The sequence below is a fragment of the Trabulsiella odontotermitis genome (assembly GCF_030053895.1).
In the GTDB taxonomy this organism is placed as follows: domain Bacteria; phylum Pseudomonadota; class Gammaproteobacteria; order Enterobacterales; family Enterobacteriaceae; genus Trabulsiella; species Trabulsiella odontotermitis_C.
Genome location: NZ_CP125781.1, coordinates 3,820,939 through 3,840,865 on the forward strand (window position 1 = coordinate 3,820,939; position 19,927 = coordinate 3,840,865).

A 19,927-nucleotide genomic window follows, 5' to 3' on the forward strand; every position below is an offset into this window, starting at 1 on the left:
CGATGTTTATCGAAGCGGCATTAATTGGCGTGCTCTGCTATCTGGGCGCGCTCAGTAGTCCCTGGCTGTTTGGCCTGACGGGCGGCTGGTATCTCATCACCCGCCCGCTGGTCTCCGGCATGCTGGTGGGGGTGATCCTCGGTGATATCAAAACCGGGATCATGATTGGCGTGGCGGTGCAGGCGGTGTATATCGCCATGGTGACGCCCGGCGGCTCGATGCCCGCCGACCTGAACTTTGTGGCCTTTCCGGCCATTGCGCTGGGTATTCTTTCCGGCAAAGGGCCGGAAGTAGCGGTCGCGCTGGCCGCCACTATCGGTATTGCAGGCACCATTCTGTTCAACGCCATGATGGTGTTGAACTCCTTCTGGAATCACCGTGCCGATACGGCGCTGGAGCGCGGCGATGAGCGCGGTATTTACCTCAACAGCGCCATCTGGCCGCAGGTCACCAATTTCCTGCTGCGTTTTGTGCCGACGTTTATCGCCGTGTACTTCGGCGCGCAGTACATCAGCGAATTTATGGACAGCCTGCCGAAAGTGGTGCTTTCCATTATGAACGTGCTCGGCGGCATTCTGCCGGCAGTGGGGATTGCTATCCTGCTCAAGCAAATCATTAAGAACTACACCATGCTGATCTACTTTCTCGTTGGCTTCGTGTGCATCGTTTTCCTGAAGCTGAACATGGTCGCTCTGGTGATTGTCGGCGCGCTGCTGGCGCTGATTCACTACAACTATAAACCGGAAGCGCCTCAGGCTGCGCCTTCTGCCCCGGTGGCTGATGATGAGGATGAATTCTGATGGAAGACCGTAAACTGACCCGTAAAGATCTGCGCCGCTGCTGGCGCGCGTGGATGATGCACAACCTGTCGTCGATGAGTTTTGAGCGTCTGGAATCGTTCGGCTTTTGCCTGAGCATGCTGCCCGTCGCGCGGAAACTCTACCCGGACGCCGCCGGGCGCACCGAAATGCTGCGCCGCCACGCCTCTTTCTACAATACCGAGCCGCAAATTGGCGCCATTGTGAACGGAATGGCGTTGGGTCTTGAAGAGAAAAAGGCCAACGGCGAGCCGATCGACGGCGACACGATTAACACCCTGAAAGTCGGGTTGATGGGACCGCTCGCCGGGATCGGCGACTCGATGATCCCCGGCATGCTGATCCCGATCCTGCTCAGTATCGGGATGGCGCTGGCGGCAGGCGGGAGTGTCTTAGGTCCGCTGTTTTATATCGTCGCCTGGCTGGCGATCATCATTCCCGGCTCCTGGTATCTGTTTTTAAAAGGCTACCAGATGGGTTCCGGCTCCGTGGAAATTCTGGTGAGCAGCAAATCCGCCCGCCTGCGTGAAGCGCTCTCACTGCTCGGGGTATTCGTGATGGGCGGTGTGGCGGCGAGCTACGTGAAGCTCGGCACCGGGCTGGAATTCATCACTAAAGACGGCGTCAATATCCACGTGCAGCAGATGCTTGATGGTATCTTCCCGCAACTGCTGCCGCTGGTGGTGGTGCTGGGCACCTGGTATCTGATGGCAAAACGCGGCGTGTCGCCAGTGAAAGCGATGATTCTGTTGCTGGTACTGGCGGCGATTGGCGTCGCCAGTGGATTGTTTGCCGGGTAACCACAACAAAACCGGGGCACACGCCCCGGTCTGTCAGGGATGAAAGTTTTGCCACAGCGCGACCGCTTTATCAGGCCGCGAGATAAACTGGAAACGGGCGGGATCGTCGATAAACTGCTGATAAATCGGCGCTGATGTGATGCCAAACTCCTCATACTGCCGGGGGGCTATCACCTGTAACCGGCCTGGCACATAATGCGGATTATGCAGCCAGACGATCTGTGATTCCTGCACCAGCGGATACCACGCCAGTCCTTTATGCGCGCGTACCGCGTCATACTCAAAGCCGTATTCCCGATCACACCAGGCACCGAACGTCAGCGGCTCGTCCGGGCTCGCGGAAATCGTGGCATGGCCCCAGCCCGGCGGCACCAGCACTTTGTCTCCCGGTCCGGCGATAACGGCGAAACAGCGCCCTGGATCGTCTTCAACATATTCCTGCATGTAGATAATCGCTTTCCCCTGCCAGATCTCATACAGCTCAGGCGGCGACCAGCCGCTGTGCTGACTGATGCGATGCACATGTCCCTGGCTGCGAATCGGTTCTTCACCCAGTTGCCCGGCGGCGTAAGTGACGACACCGAACAACAGCATCCGTTTTTGCAGCTCTTCACGATCCTGGATGCGTGCCACGTCCATCGCAATGGCATACACCTCCTGCGGCCCGTCGCACTGCGGATCACGCAGCGACGGGCGGATTTGATCGAGAGTGCGGATCTCCGGCATCGGGCCGGTGACATCATCGCCATAACTGAAGCCCATCGGCTGATGGTGAATGGTCATGTCGAGGCCGTATTCAGCCATTTTGCACCTCCCTGACCTGCACCTGCCGATCGTCTTCCACTACCCGCCAGGCAAATCCGCCTGCCAGCGCGGCATAATCGTGCCCGGCGGTGGACGACCAGACCGCCAGCGCCGAGAGGATCTCCGTGCCGGTATTGATCAGGCGATGTGCGGTATACCCCGGAATGATGTGCACCGAGCCGGCAAAAACCGGTTCGAGGCGCATCGCGCCTTGTTCATCCTGAAGCAGCAGCAATCCATCACCGCGCAGGCCAAAATAGACTTCACCCTGTTCACGCAGGGCATGGAAATGACCGCGGGTCATAAAATATTCGTCGCCGACTTTTCCGGGGTGAAGATGGGTCACACCTGTAAACAGCTCGCCCGAACCGGATGGGGTATCCAGCATTTCAACGTCATAAACAATCTGTTGGGGATCGGCATGCTGCCAGCCGGAGAAATCAGCAAAGACACCGTGGAGATCGGCGAGACGAGTGGTTTTGCGTAATAGCGGGGTGCGCGAAAACACCCCCGTCAGCCAGTCGACGTGCGGCGGCTGAGACAGAACAGGTTTCATGTTTTTCTCCGGCCCGAGGAGAACAACAAAACAAGCATAGCAGATTAATCGATTAACCCTGTGACCGAATCGACGCTTTATCACAACAGTCACCACCCGGGTGACTGTTGTCTTTCAGGAGGGGAAATTACTGGATTTCGCGGACGTCCATCCGCAGCTCTTTCGGCACTTCAAAGACGATATTTTCTTCGCGGCCTTCCAGCGGAACCGCCTCACCACCGCCCAGTTCCTGCAAACGTGCAATCACGTTCTGCACCAGGATATCCGGTGCCGAGGCACCTGCCGTGACGCCAACGCAGTTCGCGCCTTTTACCCAGTTTTCCTGAATGTCGGTCGCATCGTCGATAAGAAAGGCGGTTTTGCCCATCCGCTGCGCCAGTTCGGCGAGACGGTTGGAGTTTGAGGAGTTTTTGGAGCCGACCACCAGCACCACATCGGCCTGTTCCGCCATCGCGCGCACCGCTTCCTGACGGTTGGTGGTGGCATAGCAGATGTCGTCTTTGCGCGGGCCGACGATTTTCGGGAAACGCTGACGCAGCGCGTCAATCACATCCGAGGTATCGTCAACCGACAGCGTGGTCTGAGTCATAAACGACAGTTTGGTTTCGTTTTTGACATCCAGCTTCCAGACATCATCCGGGGATTCCACCAGATACATGCCCCCTTCCGGGTTGCTGTACTGGCCCATCGTCCCTTCCACTTCCGGGTGTCCGGCGTGGCCGATGAGGATCGATTCTTCACCACGACGACTGGCGCGGGCAACTTCCATATGGACTTTGGTCACCAGCGGGCAGGTGGCATCAAACACCGTCAGATCACGGCTTTTCGCTTCATTGCGTACCGCTTGCGAGACACCGTGTGCTGAAAAAATCAGGATCGCGCCGTCCGGCACTTCGCTGATCTGCTCGATAAAAATCGCCCCGCGTTCACGCAGGCTATCGACCACGTAGCGGTTATGCACCACTTCGTGACGGACGTAAATCGGCGCGCCGTAAATCGCCAGCGCGTTTTCCACAATGCTGATAGCGCGGTCTACACCAGCGCAGAAACCGCGCGGGTTGGCCAACAGAATCTGCATTTAAACCTCCAGCGCCGGATCGATTTCCAGCACTTCGACATCAAAATGGACGGTCTGGTCTGCCAGCGGATGGTTGAAATCCACCATAATGGAATCACCGTTAATCTCGCGGATCACACCAGGCATTTCGCTGCCATCCATTGCGGTAAAGAGCATAATCGCGCCGATTTCCGGCTCGCCGGCATCCATAAATTCGCGACGGGAAAAGTACTGGATGAGATCCGGGCTGGAGACGCCAAAGGCGGCATCCGGCTCCAGCGAGAAGGATTTCTTCTCCCCCTCTTTCAGCCCCAGCAGGTGCTGTTCCAGCCCTTCTGACAGCGACGCGTCGCCCAGACGAAACAGTGCCGGTTTGCCATTGCTGCGGGTCGACTCGGCCGTTGAACCGTCGTCAAGCTTCAGCGTGAAATGCACCAGTACGGCGCTATTGCTCTGTACGGATTTAGACATTCAAATTTGCCTATGGTTTTGCCTCATCGGTTTGCCCGGTGGCGCTTCACTTACCGGGCCTACGTCAGGCCGACATTCTGTAGGCCGGGTAAGCATAGCGCCACCCGGCATTTCTGATTACGCTTGCTTCTTCGCAGCCGCATTCGGCAAAAAGCCTTCCAGCACAATCAACGCTGCGCCGATACAAATCGCGGTATCGGCAAGGTTGAAGGTCGCAAAGTGCCAGTCGCCGACGTAGAAATCGATCATGTCGACGACAAAGCCGTGCCACAGGCGGTCAAACAGGTTGCCCAGCGCCCCGCCGATGATTAACGCGTAGGCGATGTTATTCAGCTTCTGCGTCGCTTTTGAGCGGTACATCAGTACCGTCAGCACTACGCAGATACCGATAGCGATGCCGGCAAAGAACCAGCGCTGCCAGCCACCGCTGTCGGCAAGAAAGCTGAACGCCGCGCCATAGTTACGCGCATAGTGCAGATTCAGCGACGGAAACAGCGAAACCGTATCCCCCAGCGCAAAATTCTGGAGGATCAGGTACTTGCTGCCTAAATCGATAATCAGCACCGCGACGACCACCCACAGCCAGCGCAGTCCGGTAGAACAGACAGAGTTACTCATCAGGCAAACTTACGTTTTTCACCGTCACCGGCGACGTTGCTGACACAGCGTCCGCAGAGTTCTGCGTGTTCCGCCACCAGGCCGACATCAGTGGTGTAATGCCAGCAGCGCGGGCATTTATCACCTTCGGCTTTGCTCAGGGCGATTTTCAGCCCTTTCAGCAGTTCACTCTGCTGAGCGTCTGCCGTCGCCCCGGCATAATCCGCAACTTTCGCGCCGGAGGTCAACAGGACAAATCGCAATTCATCGCCCAGCGCGGTGAGCTTCGCAGAGAGTTCCGGCTCGGCAAACAGCGTCACCGCTGCTTCCAGAGAACCGCCCACTTTCTTATCAGCACGCGCCTGTTCGATCACCTTGTTCACTTCGCCACGGACTTTCAGCAAGTCATCCCAGAAAGCATCGTTCATTGGCTCGGTTGCCGCCAGGCCAAACAGCCCGTCGTACCATTCGCCAGTGAAAACATACTTCTCACGGGAGCCCGGCAGATAACCCCAGATTTCATCAGCGGTGAAGGACATGATCGGCGCCATCCAGCGCACCAGCGCTTCCGCAATGTGGAACAGCGCGGTCTGGCAACTGCGACGGGCAACGCTGTCGGCTTTCGCGGTGTACTGTCTGTCTTTGATGATGTCGAGATAGAACGAGCCCATTTCGATGGAGCAGAAACGCATCAGGCGCTGCACCACTTCGTGGAAATCGTAGGACTCATAGGCTTTAACAATGTCTTCCTGCGCCGCTTTCGCGCAACCCACCGCCCACCGGTCCAGCACCACCATCTCTTCCGGTTTCACCATGTCTTTTACCGGATCAAACCCGTTCAGGTTCGCCAGCAGGAAGCGCGCGGTGTTACGGATACGACGATAGCTGTCGGCGGCACGTTTGAGGATCTCATCGGAGACCGCCATTTCACCGGTGTAGTCCGTTGATGCCACCCACAGACGCAGAATATCCGCGCCCAGTTTGTTCATCACATCCTGCGGGCTCACGGTGTTGCCGATGGATTTGGACATTTTGCGTCCCTGACCATCCACGGTGAAGCCGTGAGTCAACACCTGGCGATACGGCGCTTTGCCTTTCATCGCCGTGGAGATCATCAGCGAGGACATGAACCAGCCGCGATGCTGGTCAGAACCTTCCAGATACATATCGGCGGCATGACCGGCAAATTCCGGGCGCACATCAACGACGGACGCGTGAGTGGATCCGGAATCAAACCACACGTCGAGCGTGTCTGGTACTTTCTCGTAGCTGTCGGCGTCATCACCCATGATGTCGCGCGGGTCGAGATCCCACCACGCCTGGATGCCGTCAACTTCCACACGTTTCGCAACGGCTTCCATCAATTCCAGCGTGCGCGGGTGCAGTTCATGCGTTTCTTTATGCACGAACAGCGACATCGGCACGCCCCAGGTACGCTGACGGGAAATACACCAGTCAGGACGGTTAGCGACCATTGATTCAATACGCGCCTGGCCCCAGTCCGGGATCCACTGCACGCCTTTGATTTCCGCCAGCGACTGCGCACGCAGGCCTTTTTGATCCATGCTCACGAACCACTGCGGCGTGGCGCGGAAGATGATCGGCGTCTTATGACGCCAGCAGCACGGGTAGCTGTGCTGGAGTTTTTCTACATGCAGCAGCGCGCCGCTGTTACGCAGAATATCGACGATAATGTCGTTCGCTTTGAAGACGTTGATGCCGTCCAGCGCCGGGTATGTACCTGGCAGGAAGGAACCGTCCGGGCCCACCGGGTTTGCGATTTCCAGACCGTATTTCAGGCTGATGCTATAGTCGTCCGGACCGTGACCGCCGGCGGTATGTACCGCACCGGTACCCGCTTCCAGCGTCACGTGATCGCCGAGGATCGCCGGGACGTCGAAATTGAGGAACGGATGCTTAAAGCGCATCAGTTCCAGCGCATCGCCTTTGACAGTACCAAGCACGGTGTAATCGGTGATATTTGCGCGTTTCAGCACGCTTTCCAGCAGATCTTTCGCTACGATCAGCGCCTGACCTTCAACCTGTACCAACGCATAGTCAAATTCCGCCGACAGGGAGATTGCACGGTTTGCCGGTAACGTCCACGGCGTGGTGGTCCAGATCACCAGTGAGATCGGGCCGCTGACACCAGGCAGGCCAAATTTGCCCTTGATGGCGTCCTGATCGACCGCCTCAAACGCCACATCAATAGACGGAGAGGTTTTGTCGTAGTACTCGACTTCCGCTTCCGCCAGCGCAGAACGGCAGTCCACGCACCAGTGCACCGGCTTCGCCCCTTTCAGCAGGTGGCCGTTGCCGATGATTTTGCCCAGCGCACGGATGATGTTGGCTTCGGTTTTGAAGTTCATCGTCAGGTACGGATGCGACCAGTCGCCCAGCACGCCAAGACGGATAAAGTCTTTTCGCTGACCATCAACCTGGCCTGCGGCGTACTCACGGCATTTAGCGCGGAACTCGGCGGCAGTGAACTTCTCGCCTGGCTTACCAAATTCCTGCTCAACTTTCAGTTCGATAGGCAGACCGTGGCAGTCCCAGCCTGGAACATAAGGCGAGTCATATCCCGCGAGTCCTTTGGACTTCACGATAATGTCTTTCAGAATCTTGTTGACCGAGTGACCAATATGAATGCTGCCATTCGCATAAGGAGGGCCATCATGCAGAATGAAGGTTTTTTTGCCTTTTTTCGCCGCACGGATGATGCCGTACAGGTCATCATCGGTCCAACGCGCCAGCATTCCCGGTTCGCGCTTAGCGAGGTCGCCGCGCATCGGGAACCCTGTTTCCGGCAAATTCAGGGTCGATTTATAGTCACTCATCAGATTCTCGGTTCCGTATTTAAAACTCGTTCAGGCATTACGCCGGGTTGGATAGCCCAAAAAAATCACGGGCGGTTAATTCATCACGCGCAATCTGCGCTTTTAGTTCATCCAGCGACGCGAATCGCTGCTCATTGCGTATTTTTTTACGCAGTATGACATCTATATGGCGACCATAGAGGTCCATTACAACATCTAACAGATGTACTTCGAGCTGTTGGCGTACGCCAGACACCGTGGGCCGGGTGCCAATATTCGCAACACCAGGCAGGAGTGTGTTACCTAATCCTGCGACTTCCACCGCATAAACCCCTTTTACCGGGGAGACCTGACGACGCAGCGGTAAGTTCGCCGTCGGGAAACCGATGGTGCGCCCAAGCTCATCGCCATGCACCACACGGCCAGAAATAATAAAAGGATGACCCAGCAATTTCTCTGCCTGCAGCAAATCGTCTTCCGCCAGCGCCTGACGCACTGCGGTGCTGCTGATACGCACGCCCCCTTCACAGAAAGTTTGCGTACTGGTGACGTTGAAACCAAACTCCGCACCCGCCTTTTGCAATAACAAGAAATCCCCCTGGCGACCCGCGCCAAAGCGGAAATCATCACCCACCGCGAGATACTGTACACCAAGACGTTTTACCAGCAGATCGCTGATAAATGTTTGCGCCGTCAGGGCGGCAAAGCGACGGTCGAAGCGGAGGCACAAGACATAGTCAACGCCGCTTTCGGCCAGATAGCGCAGTTTTTCACGCAGGCGCGTCAGACGCGCGGGGGCTTTTTCAGCCGAAAAAAGCTCAAGCGGCTGCGGTTCAAAAATCATGACCACCACCGGCACGCCACGCTCGCGGCCTTCTTCGCGTAAACGTTGCAGCAACGCCTGATGCCCACGATGTACGCCGTCAAAATTACCGATGGTCAGCACACACCCGTGCGGGGCCTGACTCAAATTATGTATGCCGCGTATCAGCTTCATGTCTGGCTCAAAACAGTGAAAATCGTTCGAGTATACCTTGTACAGCAGTCAAGGTTAACCCGCGATTACACTCCGCAGCAGAAAGAGATAAGGATTTCATCAACCTTGACGGTAATGGCGAGAAAAACTGCCGTTATGCTGCGATTTTTGTGCCAGAAAAGCTGTATTCGGCAGGCGCAAGCTGTTAGAATCCTGCGCCATCACTACGTAATCAAGTGTCGTCACATTAACGGCGCTTATTTGCACAAATCCATTGACAAAAGAAGGCTAAAAGGGCATATTCCTCGGCCTTTGAATTGTCCATATAGATCATATTTGGGAGTTGGACCTTGGCTAATATCAAATCAGCTAAGAAGCGCGCCGTTCAGTCTGAAAAGGCTCGCAAGCACAACGCTAGCCGTCGCTCTATGATGCGTACTTTCATCAAGAAAGTATACGCAGCTATCGAAGCTGGCGACAAAGCTGCTGCACAGAAAGCATTTAACGAAATGCAACCAATCGTGGACCGTCAGGCTTCTAAAGGTCTGATCCACAAAAACAAAGCGGCTCGTCATAAGGCGAACCTGGTTGCTCAGATCAACAAACTGGCTTAATCGCCCGCTTGTTATCCGCTTTGTAAAAAAGCCCGCTTAACGCGGGTTTTTTTATGTCTGTCATTCAGCGCTTCGGCAACGTAAACAGGGATTTATAGTCACGATGACAGATGCGCTGCACTGCCGGGTGCTGAATCATCCGCTCGGCAAAAATGGCGTGATACTCTTCCATCACACTGTCCAGACGTCCCACCTCCACGATGTTTTCATCGGCATAAAGATCGCTGGCATACAGCGTTGGCGCAACAAAAATGGCATTGTGCGCGGCGCCAAAAGCTTTCATCAGCGCGGCATCGTCGAACTCACCAAGGATCTCCACTTTTAACCCCTGGGTGTTGATCCAGTTCAACAGCTTGCGACCTAACATGGAACGACGACCCGGGATCAGCAGGCGTCGCTCTTCCAGGCACGCCGGAAACGGCTTTTTCGGTAGCGGGCTCATGCTCCAGAAACTGACGCTGCACTCACCGATTTTTACCGAAAACAGCCCTTCCTGTTGCGTGGAGTCGATAGGGCAATCGGAGATAATCATGTCCAGTTTGTGCTGGCTGAGCTGCTCAAGCAGCAGTTCGTGTGTGGATTCAAAACAACGCAGGTGGATCTGTTCATCTTCCACCACGGCGGCATCCAGAATACCGCTCACCAGCCGTTTCGACAGCGCATCCGCAACGCCAACATCGAACAGCAGATTCGCCTCTTTGCGATAGTTGACGACATCCAGCATCTCCTGGCTGAGCGTGAACATCTTGTCCGCGTAGCGGAACACCAGTTCCCCCAGTTCGCTTGGCTCAAGCCCCCTGCCCTTACGTTTGAACAGCCGCCCCTGCAGGCGTTCTTCGAGGGCTTTGATCTGCCCGGTGATGGTTTGCGGCGTCAGGTAGAGTACTTCCGCCGCACCTACGACAGATCCCTCTTTGTAGACATGCCAGAAATAATAAAGATGGTTGTAATTGATATGAGACATGCTTTCACTCCCTGATAAATGTCGTAAAAAGAGCCCCGCAGGGCTCTTTTTTATTCAGGCGGTTCTGACGTCGCCGCGCATCTGGAAGCGTAGCAGACAATAACCGACAACGGCCGAAGCAATGGAGCCAATCAAGATGCCCAGTTTCGCCCAGTTAATCAGCGCCGGATCCACGCCGCCAAACGCCAGGCTGGCGATGAAAATCGACATTGTGAAGCCGATTCCGCACAGGACGCCCACCGCCATGATTTGTCTGCAGGTGGTGCCCTCCGGCAACGACGCCCATTTTAGTTTTAGCGCCAGCCAGCAGAATAAACCAATGCCCAGCGGTTTCCCAATAAACAGGCCGGCAATAATGCCTAAAGGCAACAGCGACATCAGCCCTTCGGGCGTGACGCCGTCGAGGGAAACCCCGGCATTGGCAAAGGCGAACAACGGCAAAATCAAAAACGCGACCCACGGGTGCAGAACGTGCTCAAGTTGCTTTGCCGGTGATTTTCCTGCTTTTTCCTGTAAAGGGATCAGGAAACCAACAATCACCCCGGCGAGCGTCGCGTGAACGCCGGATTTCAGCACCGCCGTCCATAGGATCGCCCCCACCAGAATATAAATGCCTGTCCGACGCACGCCGCTCAGGTTCAGCGCCACCAGCACTACAATTGCCGCTGCAGCAACGCCCAGCGACAACAGTGACAAATCGTTGGTATAAAACAGTGCGATAATCACAATCGCCCCGAGATCATCGATAATCGCCAGCGCCATCAGGAAGATTTTCAGTGCTGCCGGAACGCGGCTGCCGAGCAACGCCAGCACACCCAGCGCAAAGGCGATGTCGGTCGCCGCCGGGATCGCCCAGCCTTCGCGAGCAATCGGATCCTGCGCATTAAACGCCAGATACACCAGCGCCGGCACCACCATCCCACCCAGCGCGGCGATCACCGGGAACACCGCCTGATGGCGGCTGGCGAGCGATCCCTGCAACAGTTCACGCTTGACCTCAAGACCAATCAGCAGGAAAAACACCGCCATCAGGGCATCGTTAATCCACAACAGCATGTTTTTATTGATTTCCAGCGCGCCCACCCGCAACTGCACAGGGGTTTCCAGAAACGAGTGATAAATGCCGCTGGTCGCGCCAGTATTCGCCAACAGCATCGCCAGCGCGGCGGCAAGAATAAGGATGATGCCACCGGATGCATCACTGCTAAAAAAACGGTGTAAATATTTCATGTCAAATCCCGATTCACTTCGATAAAACAGAATAATAGAAATGATACCCGGTCGATTCACTCGAAAAAAGCAGCTTATTTCTGCTTAATAACTCGTAAAAAACGAAAAAAAAGACGCTCAATGAGCGTCTTTTGCAGGAAGGAATTTGCGAGAAGTTAAATCGCCCCTAAATCCTGCCACGGCTGACCTTCACCGCAATTCAGATCAGGTTGCATGCCCTGGTTCCACCACTGAGCCTGGTAAGAATGACCGTTGTAAGTCACGATCTCACCTTCTTTACCAGCGTCAAAACCATAATAGATTTTCTCAGCATCCCAGGTCCCGCCGACAGATACCGGGGTATCGTCTTCTTCTGGTTCGTCGTCAACCGGTTCGTCATCTACTGGTTCAACATCAATCGGATCTTCATCCGGCACAACCGGTTCGTCAGTGGATGAATCCTCTTCGCCAGTGGTATTAATGCCTTTGAAGTAGAACGGCTCCATATCCACGACTTCATTTTCCATTTCATAACCCAGACCTTCACGTGCCGCATTCAGCAGTACACCGTTGTCCTGATCAATAGTCCAGGTAAACAGACCGCCCAGATTATGGCGAGCCGCATATTCACCTTTCAGTTTCACAGAACGTGGGGTGTCGAGAGACATAAAGACGCCACTGTTTGGGTTGAACAGGAAATCAGCATTTGCCACGTCATCGGTATAGACGTTGAAGCCATTACGACCTTTCTGGTTTTCCAGATCCAGATAGTTATAGATGGTGTCATACCATTCGGTGCAACCCGATTCAAAGGTCCCGGTCGTGGTACCCTGCCCCGGGTTGTACGTCCCTTTCAGCGGAGAGAAAGAGCTGATCTCTGCGTTGCGGGCGTTACGGGTATAACCGGCATAACCGATATTGATACGATCTGACGGGAAACCTTCGGCGATCAGGTAATCAACCACCGCTTCAACACTCCAGCTGCCTTCATTCAGCGGCGTCAGGTTGGTGTGGTGAGTCAGTTCTGCCGCCCACGGCGTACCAAAGAAGTCATAGGTCATGACGTTGATGCCATACAGACCGGCATCCAGCAACGCTTTCACATTGGAGTAGCCCAGCACATCAACCACGGCGGAGCTGGCGATAGACACTTTCACATCGCTGCGACCAGCTGCATTCAGCTGCGTTTTCAGCTCCTTGATAAGCATCGCGTAGTTCGCGCCATCTTCCGGACCATGCGGGTTGCCGTTACCAGCGTTGTTCGGATATTCCCAGTCAATATCCACTTCGCTGAACATCGGGAACTGTTTGAACAGTTTCACGACGCCCGCAGCAAACACTTTACGGGAAGCGTCGGTTTTCGCCATTTCGTGGAAACCGTTACTCATGGTCCAGCCACCGATACTCATGGAGAGCGCCAGTTCATGGCCCATGGTTTTGGCTTTCGCCTGCAGATCGCGCAGACCGCCCAGCAGACCATGCGTGGTAGATTCAGTAACTGTTTTCGGATCGACATCCCAGCCGCTGGTTTCCAGGTTGCAGTTGACATAAGACTGGAAATCACCCCACGGGTCGAGGAAAGTCGGCTCATTCGTGACTTTGCCGGTCTGAGAAGCGGCGTTATTGATGGTGGACTGCTTTTCGCCCTGATCGCCAACGATGCCCAGGAAACCAAAAATGATTTTGTCGTAAGCGGTAGGCGCAACATTCGCCAGGTCATATCCACGACCGCGGCTTTCCGGCGTATCCTGGCCCTGCAGACGACCGTCATACTGAGACCAGTCGGTGTAGTAACCAAATACTTTCGGCTTATTGGCTTTCTTATAACGGTTATATACCGGCGTCGCGACGCGAGCCGAAGTATAGCTATATTTTTCAGTTTCAGTCGCAGGTTTAAAACCATCTACGGCATTACTTTGCTCAGTACGGCTGTCGCCCTTAATTAATTTAGACATTCTGATTACCTCGTGAATTTTCGTTTAAAATGCACAGCGATGTGCTGTGGACATACCCTCCCACGATTGCAGAAAATAAGGTAATCACGAATAACAACAATAAAACACGGACAGGCAGGATGATAAAATCAATTTACATCATTGGAATGACACCTCTAAATAATAATAGCCACCGCGTATACCCCCTTCAACTTAAAGCAAATAAAATCCTTTAATATCAATGATATATAATGTTATTTATATATTATATATCTCTCTATTTCCAAAAATGGACAATGTCGCCCATGAAAGAGTAAGAGTTATTCATTAGCTGTGCCAATATTTAACACGTCACTTATTGATTAAGGTATCGCTATGAGCCGCTATATACTCAACGAGAATTTTATTTTTAGCGAAGAAAGTTTAGAAATAGAAAACCGGGACAACGCCAGAAAAATAAAAATGACGCCAATGCGCGCACGTTGCCTGAGCTTACTGATTGAAAAACGTGCAGAAAAAGTGATTGATAAAGGAACTATCACCGCTGAACTGTGGGGAGTGCGTGGTCAGTTTGTCAGTGATGCTAATCTGACTCAACTGTTATATCTGCTGCGCAAAGATCTGCGTGATGTGGGCATCAATGATTTTATTATTACGGTTCCGCGCATTGGCCTGCGGGTGAATCAGGAGACGCGCATCACTGCGGTTGCAGCGCCACTGTATCTGACGAAAGAGAAGAAAATCAAACCAGAGACAGTGCTTATTTCCACGTTGCTTTGTCTTCTTTCACTGCTGGCAACAGTGGGGTTATTTCAGGCTATCTCAGCGAGTTAATAAACAAAAAACCCGAAAGGATCGCACCTTTCGGGTTTTATTCACCATGCTCTGCGCTTAGCGCGTCAAATCATCGAAGAATTTTTTTACGCCGTCGAAGAAGCTTTTGGAGCGCGGGCTGTTTTTCTCACCCGTCGGGCCGCCAAAACTTTCCTGCAGATCTTTCAGCAACTGTTTTTGCTTCTCGTTAAGACCGACCGGGGTTTCCACCACCACACGACACAGCAGATCGCCCTGGGCGCCGCCGCGGACGGATTTTACACCTTTACCGCGCATGCGGAACAGTTTGCCGGTCTGCGTTTCATGCGGCACTTTCAGCATCACGCGACCATCCAGCGTCGGCACTTCGATTTCCCCTCCGAGGGCAGCCATGGCGAAGTTAATCGGCACTTCGCAGTACAGATTATTACCTTCGCGCTCGAAAATCGGGTGCTGTTTTACCTGTACCTGAACGTACAAATCGCCTGCTGGTGCGCCATGCTCACCAGCTTCGCCCTCACCTGCCAGGCGGATACGATCGCCAGTATCCACGCCTGCCGGGATTTTCACCGACAGCGTTTTGGATTTCTCAACGCGACCATGACCGTGGCACTTGGTGCACGGATCTTTAATTAGCGTACCGCGGCCCTGACAGTGCGGACAGGTCTGCTGCACCGCAAAGAAGCCCTGGCGCATTTGTACCTGGCCGGAACCATGACAGGTCGGACAGGTCTGCGGTTGGGTGCCGGGTTTCGCGCCATTGCCGTGGCAGACGTCGCACTCTTCCAGCGTCGGGATACGGATCTCTTTCGTGACGCCGCGCACCGCTTCTTCCAGCGTCAGCTCCATGTTGTAGCGTAAATCCGCCCCGCGTGCGGCGCGCTGACGACCACGACCGCCGCCAAAAATGTCGCCAAACACGTCGCCGAAGATGTCACTGAAATCAGCGCCACCGCCAAAGCCGCCGCCGAATCCGCCACCACCCATACCGCCCTGTTCGAATGCGGCATGGCCGTACTGATCATACGCAGCGCGTTTCTGATCGTCGGTCAGGATCTCGTAAGCTTCCTTGATCTCTTTAAATTTGGCTTCAGCGTCTTTATCACCCTGGTTACGGTCCGGGTGAAATTTCATGGCAAGGCGTTTGTACGCCTTTTTGATTTCACGCTCTTCCGCGGTTTTGGAAACGCCTAAAACCTCGTAGTAGTCTCTTTTAGCCATCTCTTTTCATTGCCCTTAACATGCGAGCACGGGCGGAGAGGAAACCTCTTCGCCCGTGCCAGTCTTTACCCGTTCAAAGGGCGATTATTTTTTGTCTTTCACTTCTTCGAACTCAGCGTCGACAACGTCGTCGTCTTTCGCGTTGTTCTCAGAAGCATCAGCGGAACCCGCCTGCTGCTGGGCGTGCTGCTGTTGAGCAATTTCCAGCAGTTTCTGGGAAGCCTGCGCCAGCGCCTGCATTTTCGCTTCGATATCCGCTTTATCTTCACCTTTCAGCGCGGTTTCCAGCGCGGTCAGTGCAGACTCGATAGCGGTTTTATCGTCTGCCGGCAGCTTGTCGCCCGCTTCTTCAACCTGCTTACGGGTGCTGTGCAGCAGATGGTCACCCTGGTTGCGGGTCTGAACCAGTTCTTCGAATTTACGGTCAGACTCAGCGTTAGCTTCCGCTTCGCGAACCATTTTTTCGATTTCATCTTCGTTCAGGCCAGAAGAAGCCTTGATGGTGATCTTCTGCTCTTTACCGCTGTTCTTATCTTTCGCGGAAACGTGCAGGATACCGTCAGCATCGATGTCAAAGGTAACTTCGATCTGCGGCATGCCGCGCGGTGCCGGGTTAATTCCATCCAGGTTGAACTGACCCAGAGACTTGTTATCGCCAGCGCGTTTACGCTCACCCTGCAGCACATGGATGGTTACCGCAGACTGGTTGTCTTCCGCAGTCGAGAACACCTGGCTGTGTTTGGTCGGGATGGTAGTGTTTTTGTTGATGAGCGAAGTCATCACGCCGCCCATGGTTTCGATACCCAGCGACAGCGGGGTAACGTCCAGCAGCAGTACGTCTTTCACATCACCAGTCAGTACACCGCCCTGAACCGCAGCGCCGATAGCGACAGCTTCGTCCGGGTTAACGTCTTTACGCGGCTCTTTACCGAAGAACTCAGCCACTTTCTTCTGAACCATCGGCATACGCGTCTGACCACCGACCAGGATCACGTCCTGCACGTCAGAAACGGACAGGCCAGCATCCTGCAGCGCCACTTTCAGCGGCTCGATGGAACGGTTCACCAGGTCTTCTACCAGGCTTTCCAGTTTCGCGCGCGTCACTTTAATGTTCATGTGTTTCGGACCGGTCGCATCTGCTGTGATGTACGGCAGGTTAACGTCGGTCTGCTGAGCAGAAGAAAGCTCGATTTTCGCTTTCTCAGCCGCTTCTTTCAGACGCTGCATCGCCAGCGGATCGTTACGCAGGTCAATGCCCTGATCTTTCTTGAATTCGTCGACCAGATAGTTGATCAGACGGGTATCGAAGTCTTCACCACCCAGGTGGGTATCACCGTTGGTTGCCAGAACTTCAAAGGTTTTTTCGCCGTCAACTTCGTCGATTTCGATAATAGAGATATCGAAGGTACCACCACCGAGGTCGTAAACCGCGATAGTACGGTTGCCAACTTCTTTATCCAGACCGTAAGCCAGTGCGGCAGCGGTCGGTTCGTTGATGATACGTTTGACTTCCAGACCTGCGATACGGCCAGCATCTTTGGTTGCCTGACGCTGAGCATCGTTAAAGTACGCCGGTACAGTGATAACCGCTTCAGTTACCGGCTCACCCAAGTAATCTTCCGCCGTTTTCTTCATTTTTTTCAGCACTTCTGCAGAGATCTGCGGCGGTGCCATTTTCTGACCTTTCACATCAAGCCATGCGTCGCCGTTGTCAGCGCCGATGATTTTGTACGGCATGATAGAAACGTCACGCTGAACTTCTTCATCCTGGAAGCGACGGCCAATCAGGCGTTTGATCGCGAACAGCGTATTTTGCGGGTTCGTCACTGCCTGACGTTTAGCCGGCTGACCAACCAGAGTTTCACCATCGTTGGTATAAGCAATGATAGAAGGCGTGGTGCGATCGCCTTCGGCGTTCTCAAGCACACGTGCCGTCGTGCCGTCCATAATCGCTACACAAGAGTTGGTTGTACCCAGGTCGATACCAATAATTTTACCCATCTAAACGTCTCCACTAAAAATTCGTCAACATGTGGTTGTGAACCTGTAATAAGGGCGAAACGTGCGGTTTCAAGCTCCCTGAATCGTTTTTTTTCAGGTTCACCACTGCGGTTGACTACTAGATGGGGTCGCATCGCCGGGCATCAAGGGGTCAGGCAAAAATATTTTCATTACCCGCAGTGAGATCATGGACACACTTTGTGGGCCTGATTATGATGCCGCGCCCCGCAACCAGAGGAATCGCGCGGGGTATCGATATTTCACCATTTTATGATGATTTTTGAGGAATTATGGGCAACACAACGTTGGCTAATCCGGCTCCGCTGGGTCTGATGGGTTTCGGCATGACTACGGTTCTGCTGAACCTGCACAACATCGGGCTTTTCCCGCTTGATGGCATTATCCTGGCAATGGGCATCTTTTACGGCGGTATCGCGCAAATCTTCGCGGGACTGCTGGAGTATAAAAAAGGCAATACCTTTGGCTTAACGGCGTTCACTTCTTATGGTTCGTTCTGGCTGACGCTGGTCGCGATCCTGTTGATGCCGAAAATGGGCCTGACTGATGCAGCAAACTCACATTTCCTCGGCGTTTACCTGGGGCTGTGGGGCGTGTTCACGCTGTTTATGTTCTTTGGAACGCTGACCGGCGCGCGAATGCTGCAGTTCGTTTTCCTGAGCCTGACGGTGCTGTTTGCATTGCTGGCGATAGGTCATCTGGCGGATAACGAGAGCATTGTGCATGTTGCCGGTTGGGTGGGCATCGTCTGTGGGGCGAGCGCGATTTATCTGGCGATGGGTGAAGTGTTGAACGCGCAGTACGGCCGCACCGTACTGCCGATTGGTGAGAAACACTAATTAGCCGTTTGTGCCCGGCGGCGCCTCGCTTGCCGGGCCTGGCAGACGGTAACTATCCCGTCGCAGCCAGAATCCAATTCCCATTCCCATGAGCGACAACGCCAGCACATACCACGCAGGCGCCAGCGGCGACACAACCATCAGCATGGTGACCGCAATCGGCGTCAGACCGCCAAAAATCGCATAAGATACGTTGTAGGAAAACGAGATGCCGGTGAAACGCACTTCCGCCGGGAACGACCGCACCATCACATAAGGCACCGACCCCACCACGCCAACGCACAGCCCCACGAGACCATACAGCGGCATCAGCAATTCAGGATGCGTACCAACCCCGTGATAAAACGCCCAGCTCGCGCCTGTCAGGAATAATGACCCGATGATAAGCGTAAGCCCCGAGCCGAAGCGATCCGCCGCGAAGCCCGCGATCAGACAACCGAAACAGAGCATAATGGTGGCGATACTGTTGGCCTGCAGCGTTAACGCCGGGGCAAAACCGTACTGTTTCTGCAGCCAGACCGGTGACATCAAAATTACCACCACAATTCCAGCGGACAACAGCCAGGTGAGCAGCATGGAGATCACTACCGCCTGCCGGTGTTTCGTCACCACCGTTTTCACTGGCATCTCTTCCGCCAGCGCTTGACGTTCCTGCAGCTCGATAAAAATGGGAGTTTCCTGCAACCAGCGGCGCAGATACATCGCCACCAGGCCAAATGCACCGCCAAGCAGGAAAGGAATACGCCAGCCGCCGTCATGTATGGCCTGCTGGGTCATCGAAGTATTAATCAGCGTCGCCACCACCGAACCAAGCAGGATCCCCACAGTCAGCCCGGCGGTCAGCGTGCCGCAGGCAATGCCAATGCGGCGCGTCGGTACATGTTCAGCCACAAACACCCACGCGCCAGGCACTTCGCCGCCGATAGCCGCGCCCTGCAGAATACGCATCAGCAGCAGTAATAACGGTGCGACAAGCCCTACCGTGGCATAGGTTGGCAGCAGGCCGATCGCCAGCGTCGGGATCGCCATCAGCAGGATGCTGAGCGTGAACATCTTCTTGCGCCCGACCAGATCGCCGAAATGCGCCATAATGATGCCGCCCAGCGGACGGGCCAGATAACCAGCGGCAAAAATGCCGAAGGTTTGCACCTGACGCAGCCACTCAGGGATATCCGCCGGGAAGAACAGTTCACCGATAACCGCAGCGAAGAAGACGAAAATAATGAAGTCATAAAACTCCAGCGCACCGCCGAGGGCGGCCAGCGTCAGGGTTTTATAATCCTGTCGATTCAGAGGGCGTGCGTGCAGTGTCATAGCGGACCGTTTGTTCAGCCAGAGTTACCGGTAGTGTAAATAAAATGTGAATATACCGTAACATCGTTAATGCGCTATGACATGCACAGGTTATGTCACAAAAAA

At 54.4% G+C, this 19,927-nt stretch carries 18 protein-coding genes; 5 read left to right on the plus strand and 13 right to left on the minus strand.

The genetic code is table 11. The features are described from left to right. The first annotated feature begins 2 nt into the window (after positions 1 to 2). Together QMG90_RS18075 and QMG90_RS18080 are read left to right on the plus strand one after the other, a co-directional pair. Positions 3 to 800, plus strand: coding sequence for a PTS mannose/fructose/sorbose/N-acetylgalactosamine transporter subunit IIC (locus QMG90_RS18075; RefSeq protein WP_283281024.1), 798 nt, complete (start codon positions 3 to 5; stop codon positions 798 to 800). Continuing rightward, the gene (locus QMG90_RS18080) at positions 800 to 1,618 is read left to right on the plus strand and encodes a PTS system mannose/fructose/sorbose family transporter subunit IID (RefSeq protein WP_283281025.1); all 819 of its coding nucleotides are present in this window, start codon (positions 800 to 802) and stop codon (positions 1,616 to 1,618) included. The genes QMG90_RS18075 and QMG90_RS18080 overlap by 1 nt, the downstream gene beginning before the upstream one ends. 33 nt (positions 1,619 to 1,651) lie before the next feature. Here the strand turns inward: QMG90_RS18080 and QMG90_RS18085 are convergent, their stop codons facing one another. From QMG90_RS18085 to ribF, 7 genes are all read right to left on the minus strand, one after another. Next, a complete protein-coding gene (locus QMG90_RS18085) occupies positions 1,652 to 2,422 on the minus strand; it encodes a glucose-6-phosphate isomerase family protein (protein ID WP_283281026.1) in 771 nt (256 codons plus the stop codon). Then, positions 2,415 to 2,978: a glucose-6-phosphate isomerase family protein gene (locus QMG90_RS18090; protein ID WP_283281027.1), complete on the minus strand. Its 564-nt coding sequence runs from the start codon at positions 2,976 to 2,978 to the stop codon at positions 2,415 to 2,417. The genes QMG90_RS18085 and QMG90_RS18090 overlap by 8 nt, the downstream gene beginning before the upstream one ends. Positions 2,979 to 3,105: 127 nt before the next feature. Then, positions 3,106 to 4,056, minus strand: a complete 951-nt coding sequence (ispH, locus tag QMG90_RS18095) for a 4-hydroxy-3-methylbut-2-enyl diphosphate reductase (RefSeq protein WP_283281028.1) — start codon at positions 4,054 to 4,056, stop codon at positions 3,106 to 3,108. After that, positions 4,057 to 4,506: an FKBP-type peptidyl-prolyl cis-trans isomerase gene (fkpB, locus tag QMG90_RS18100; protein ID WP_283281030.1), complete on the minus strand. Its 450-nt coding sequence runs from the start codon at positions 4,504 to 4,506 to the stop codon at positions 4,057 to 4,059. Between the two features lie 117 nt (positions 4,507 to 4,623). Further along, positions 4,624 to 5,124 (minus strand): signal peptidase II, encoded by a 501-nt coding sequence (lspA, locus tag QMG90_RS18105; RefSeq protein ID WP_283281031.1) that lies wholly within the window; start codon positions 5,122 to 5,124, stop codon positions 4,624 to 4,626. Beyond that, on the minus strand, positions 5,124 to 7,940 hold the full coding sequence (gene ileS / locus QMG90_RS18110) for an isoleucine--tRNA ligase (RefSeq protein WP_283281033.1): 2,817 nt from the start codon (positions 7,938 to 7,940) through the stop codon (positions 5,124 to 5,126). Before ileS ends, lspA begins: the two co-directional genes overlap by 1 nt. Before the next feature lie 37 nt (positions 7,941 to 7,977). Further along, positions 7,978 to 8,916 (minus strand): bifunctional riboflavin kinase/FAD synthetase, encoded by a 939-nt coding sequence (ribF, locus tag QMG90_RS18115; protein ID WP_283281034.1) that lies wholly within the window; start codon positions 8,914 to 8,916, stop codon positions 7,978 to 7,980. A gap of 329 nt (positions 8,917 to 9,245) precedes the next feature. On the opposite strand from ribF, the gene rpsT reads away from it, so the two are divergent. After that, complete coding sequence (gene rpsT / locus QMG90_RS18125; protein ID WP_049849781.1) at positions 9,246 to 9,509, plus strand: 30S ribosomal protein S20; 264 nt, start codon at positions 9,246 to 9,248, stop codon at positions 9,507 to 9,509. A 64-nt stretch (positions 9,510 to 9,573) separates the two neighbouring features. On the opposite strand, the gene nhaR is transcribed toward rpsT, so the two are convergent. The 3 genes from nhaR to QMG90_RS18140 all read right to left on the minus strand — a co-directional run bounded on the left by nhaR (position 9,574) and on the right by QMG90_RS18140 (position 13,637). Further along, positions 9,574 to 10,473, minus strand: coding sequence for a transcriptional activator NhaR (nhaR, locus tag QMG90_RS18130; protein WP_283281035.1), 900 nt, complete (start codon positions 10,471 to 10,473; stop codon positions 9,574 to 9,576). Between the two features lie 54 nt (positions 10,474 to 10,527). Further along, the gene (nhaA, locus tag QMG90_RS18135) at positions 10,528 to 11,703 is read right to left on the minus strand and encodes a Na+/H+ antiporter NhaA (protein ID WP_283281036.1); all 1,176 of its coding nucleotides are present in this window, start codon (positions 11,701 to 11,703) and stop codon (positions 10,528 to 10,530) included. A gap of 155 nt (positions 11,704 to 11,858) precedes the next feature. Beyond that, positions 11,859 to 13,637 (minus strand): glycoside hydrolase family 18 protein, encoded by a 1,779-nt coding sequence (locus QMG90_RS18140; RefSeq protein ID WP_430381664.1) that lies wholly within the window; start codon positions 13,635 to 13,637, stop codon positions 11,859 to 11,861. A 354-nt stretch (positions 13,638 to 13,991) separates the two neighbouring features. On the opposite strand from QMG90_RS18140, the gene QMG90_RS18145 reads away from it, so the two are divergent. Further along, on the plus strand, positions 13,992 to 14,450 hold the full coding sequence (locus QMG90_RS18145) for a winged helix-turn-helix domain-containing protein (protein WP_283281037.1): 459 nt from the start codon (positions 13,992 to 13,994) through the stop codon (positions 14,448 to 14,450). 57 nt (positions 14,451 to 14,507) lie between these two features. Here QMG90_RS18145 and dnaJ read toward each other — a convergent pair whose 3' ends face one another. Both dnaJ and dnaK read right to left on the minus strand, forming a co-directional pair. After that, positions 14,508 to 15,650: a molecular chaperone DnaJ gene (gene dnaJ / locus QMG90_RS18150; RefSeq protein ID WP_283281038.1), complete on the minus strand. Its 1,143-nt coding sequence runs from the start codon at positions 15,648 to 15,650 to the stop codon at positions 14,508 to 14,510. Positions 15,651 to 15,734: 84 nt separating this feature from the next. Beyond that, a complete protein-coding gene (dnaK, locus tag QMG90_RS18155) occupies positions 15,735 to 17,651 on the minus strand; it encodes a molecular chaperone DnaK (protein ID WP_283281039.1) in 1,917 nt (638 codons plus the stop codon). Between the two features lie 290 nt (positions 17,652 to 17,941). Here dnaK and satP point away from each other — a divergent pair, with 290 nt between their 5' ends. Continuing rightward, a complete protein-coding gene (satP, locus tag QMG90_RS18160) occupies positions 17,942 to 18,508 on the plus strand; it encodes an acetate uptake transporter (protein WP_283281040.1) in 567 nt (188 codons plus the stop codon). On the opposite strand, the gene QMG90_RS18165 is transcribed toward satP, so the two are convergent. Beyond that, positions 18,509 to 19,822, minus strand: a complete 1,314-nt coding sequence (locus tag QMG90_RS18165; protein WP_283281041.1) for an MFS transporter — start codon at positions 19,820 to 19,822, stop codon at positions 18,509 to 18,511. Between the last annotated feature and the right edge of the window lie 105 nt (positions 19,823 to 19,927).

Coding starts and splice junctions, on each gene's coding strand:
- QMG90_RS18075 (WP_283281024.1), top strand. CDS start 3: ATGTTTATCGAAGCGGCATTAATTGGCGTGCTCTGCTATCTGGGCGCG.
- QMG90_RS18080 (WP_283281025.1), top strand. CDS start 800: ATGGAAGACCGTAAACTGACCCGTAAAGATCTGCGCCGCTGCTGGCGC.
- QMG90_RS18085 (WP_283281026.1), bottom strand. CDS start 2,422: ATGGCTGAATACGGCCTCGACATGACCATTCACCATCAGCCGATGGGC.
- QMG90_RS18090 (WP_283281027.1), bottom strand. CDS start 2,978: ATGAAACCTGTTCTGTCTCAGCCGCCGCACGTCGACTGGCTGACGGGG.
- ispH (WP_283281028.1), bottom strand. CDS start 4,056: ATGCAGATTCTGTTGGCCAACCCGCGCGGTTTCTGCGCTGGTGTAGAC.
- fkpB (WP_283281030.1), bottom strand. CDS start 4,506: ATGTCTAAATCCGTACAGAGCAATAGCGCCGTACTGGTGCATTTCACG.
- lspA (WP_283281031.1), bottom strand. CDS start 5,124: ATGAGTAACTCTGTCTGTTCTACCGGACTGCGCTGGCTGTGGGTGGTC.
- ileS (WP_283281033.1), bottom strand. CDS start 7,940: ATGAGTGACTATAAATCGACCCTGAATTTGCCGGAAACAGGGTTCCCG.
- ribF (WP_283281034.1), bottom strand. CDS start 8,916: ATGAAGCTGATACGCGGCATACATAATTTGAGTCAGGCCCCGCACGGG.
- nhaR (WP_283281035.1), bottom strand. CDS start 10,473: ATGTCTCATATCAATTACAACCATCTTTATTATTTCTGGCATGTCTAC.
- nhaA (WP_283281036.1), bottom strand. CDS start 11,703: ATGAAATATTTACACCGTTTTTTTAGCAGTGATGCATCCGGTGGCATC.
- QMG90_RS18140 (WP_430381664.1), bottom strand. CDS start 13,637: ATGTCTAAATTAATTAAGGGCGACAGCCGTACTGAGCAAAGTAATGCC.
- QMG90_RS18145 (WP_283281037.1), top strand. CDS start 13,992: ATGAGCCGCTATATACTCAACGAGAATTTTATTTTTAGCGAAGAAAGT.
- dnaJ (WP_283281038.1), bottom strand. CDS start 15,650: ATGGCTAAAAGAGACTACTACGAGGTTTTAGGCGTTTCCAAAACCGCG.
- dnaK (WP_283281039.1), bottom strand. CDS start 17,651: ATGGGTAAAATTATTGGTATCGACCTGGGTACAACCAACTCTTGTGTA.
- satP (WP_283281040.1), top strand. CDS start 17,942: ATGGGCAACACAACGTTGGCTAATCCGGCTCCGCTGGGTCTGATGGGT.
- QMG90_RS18165 (WP_283281041.1), bottom strand. CDS start 19,822: ATGACACTGCACGCACGCCCTCTGAATCGACAGGATTATAAAACCCTG.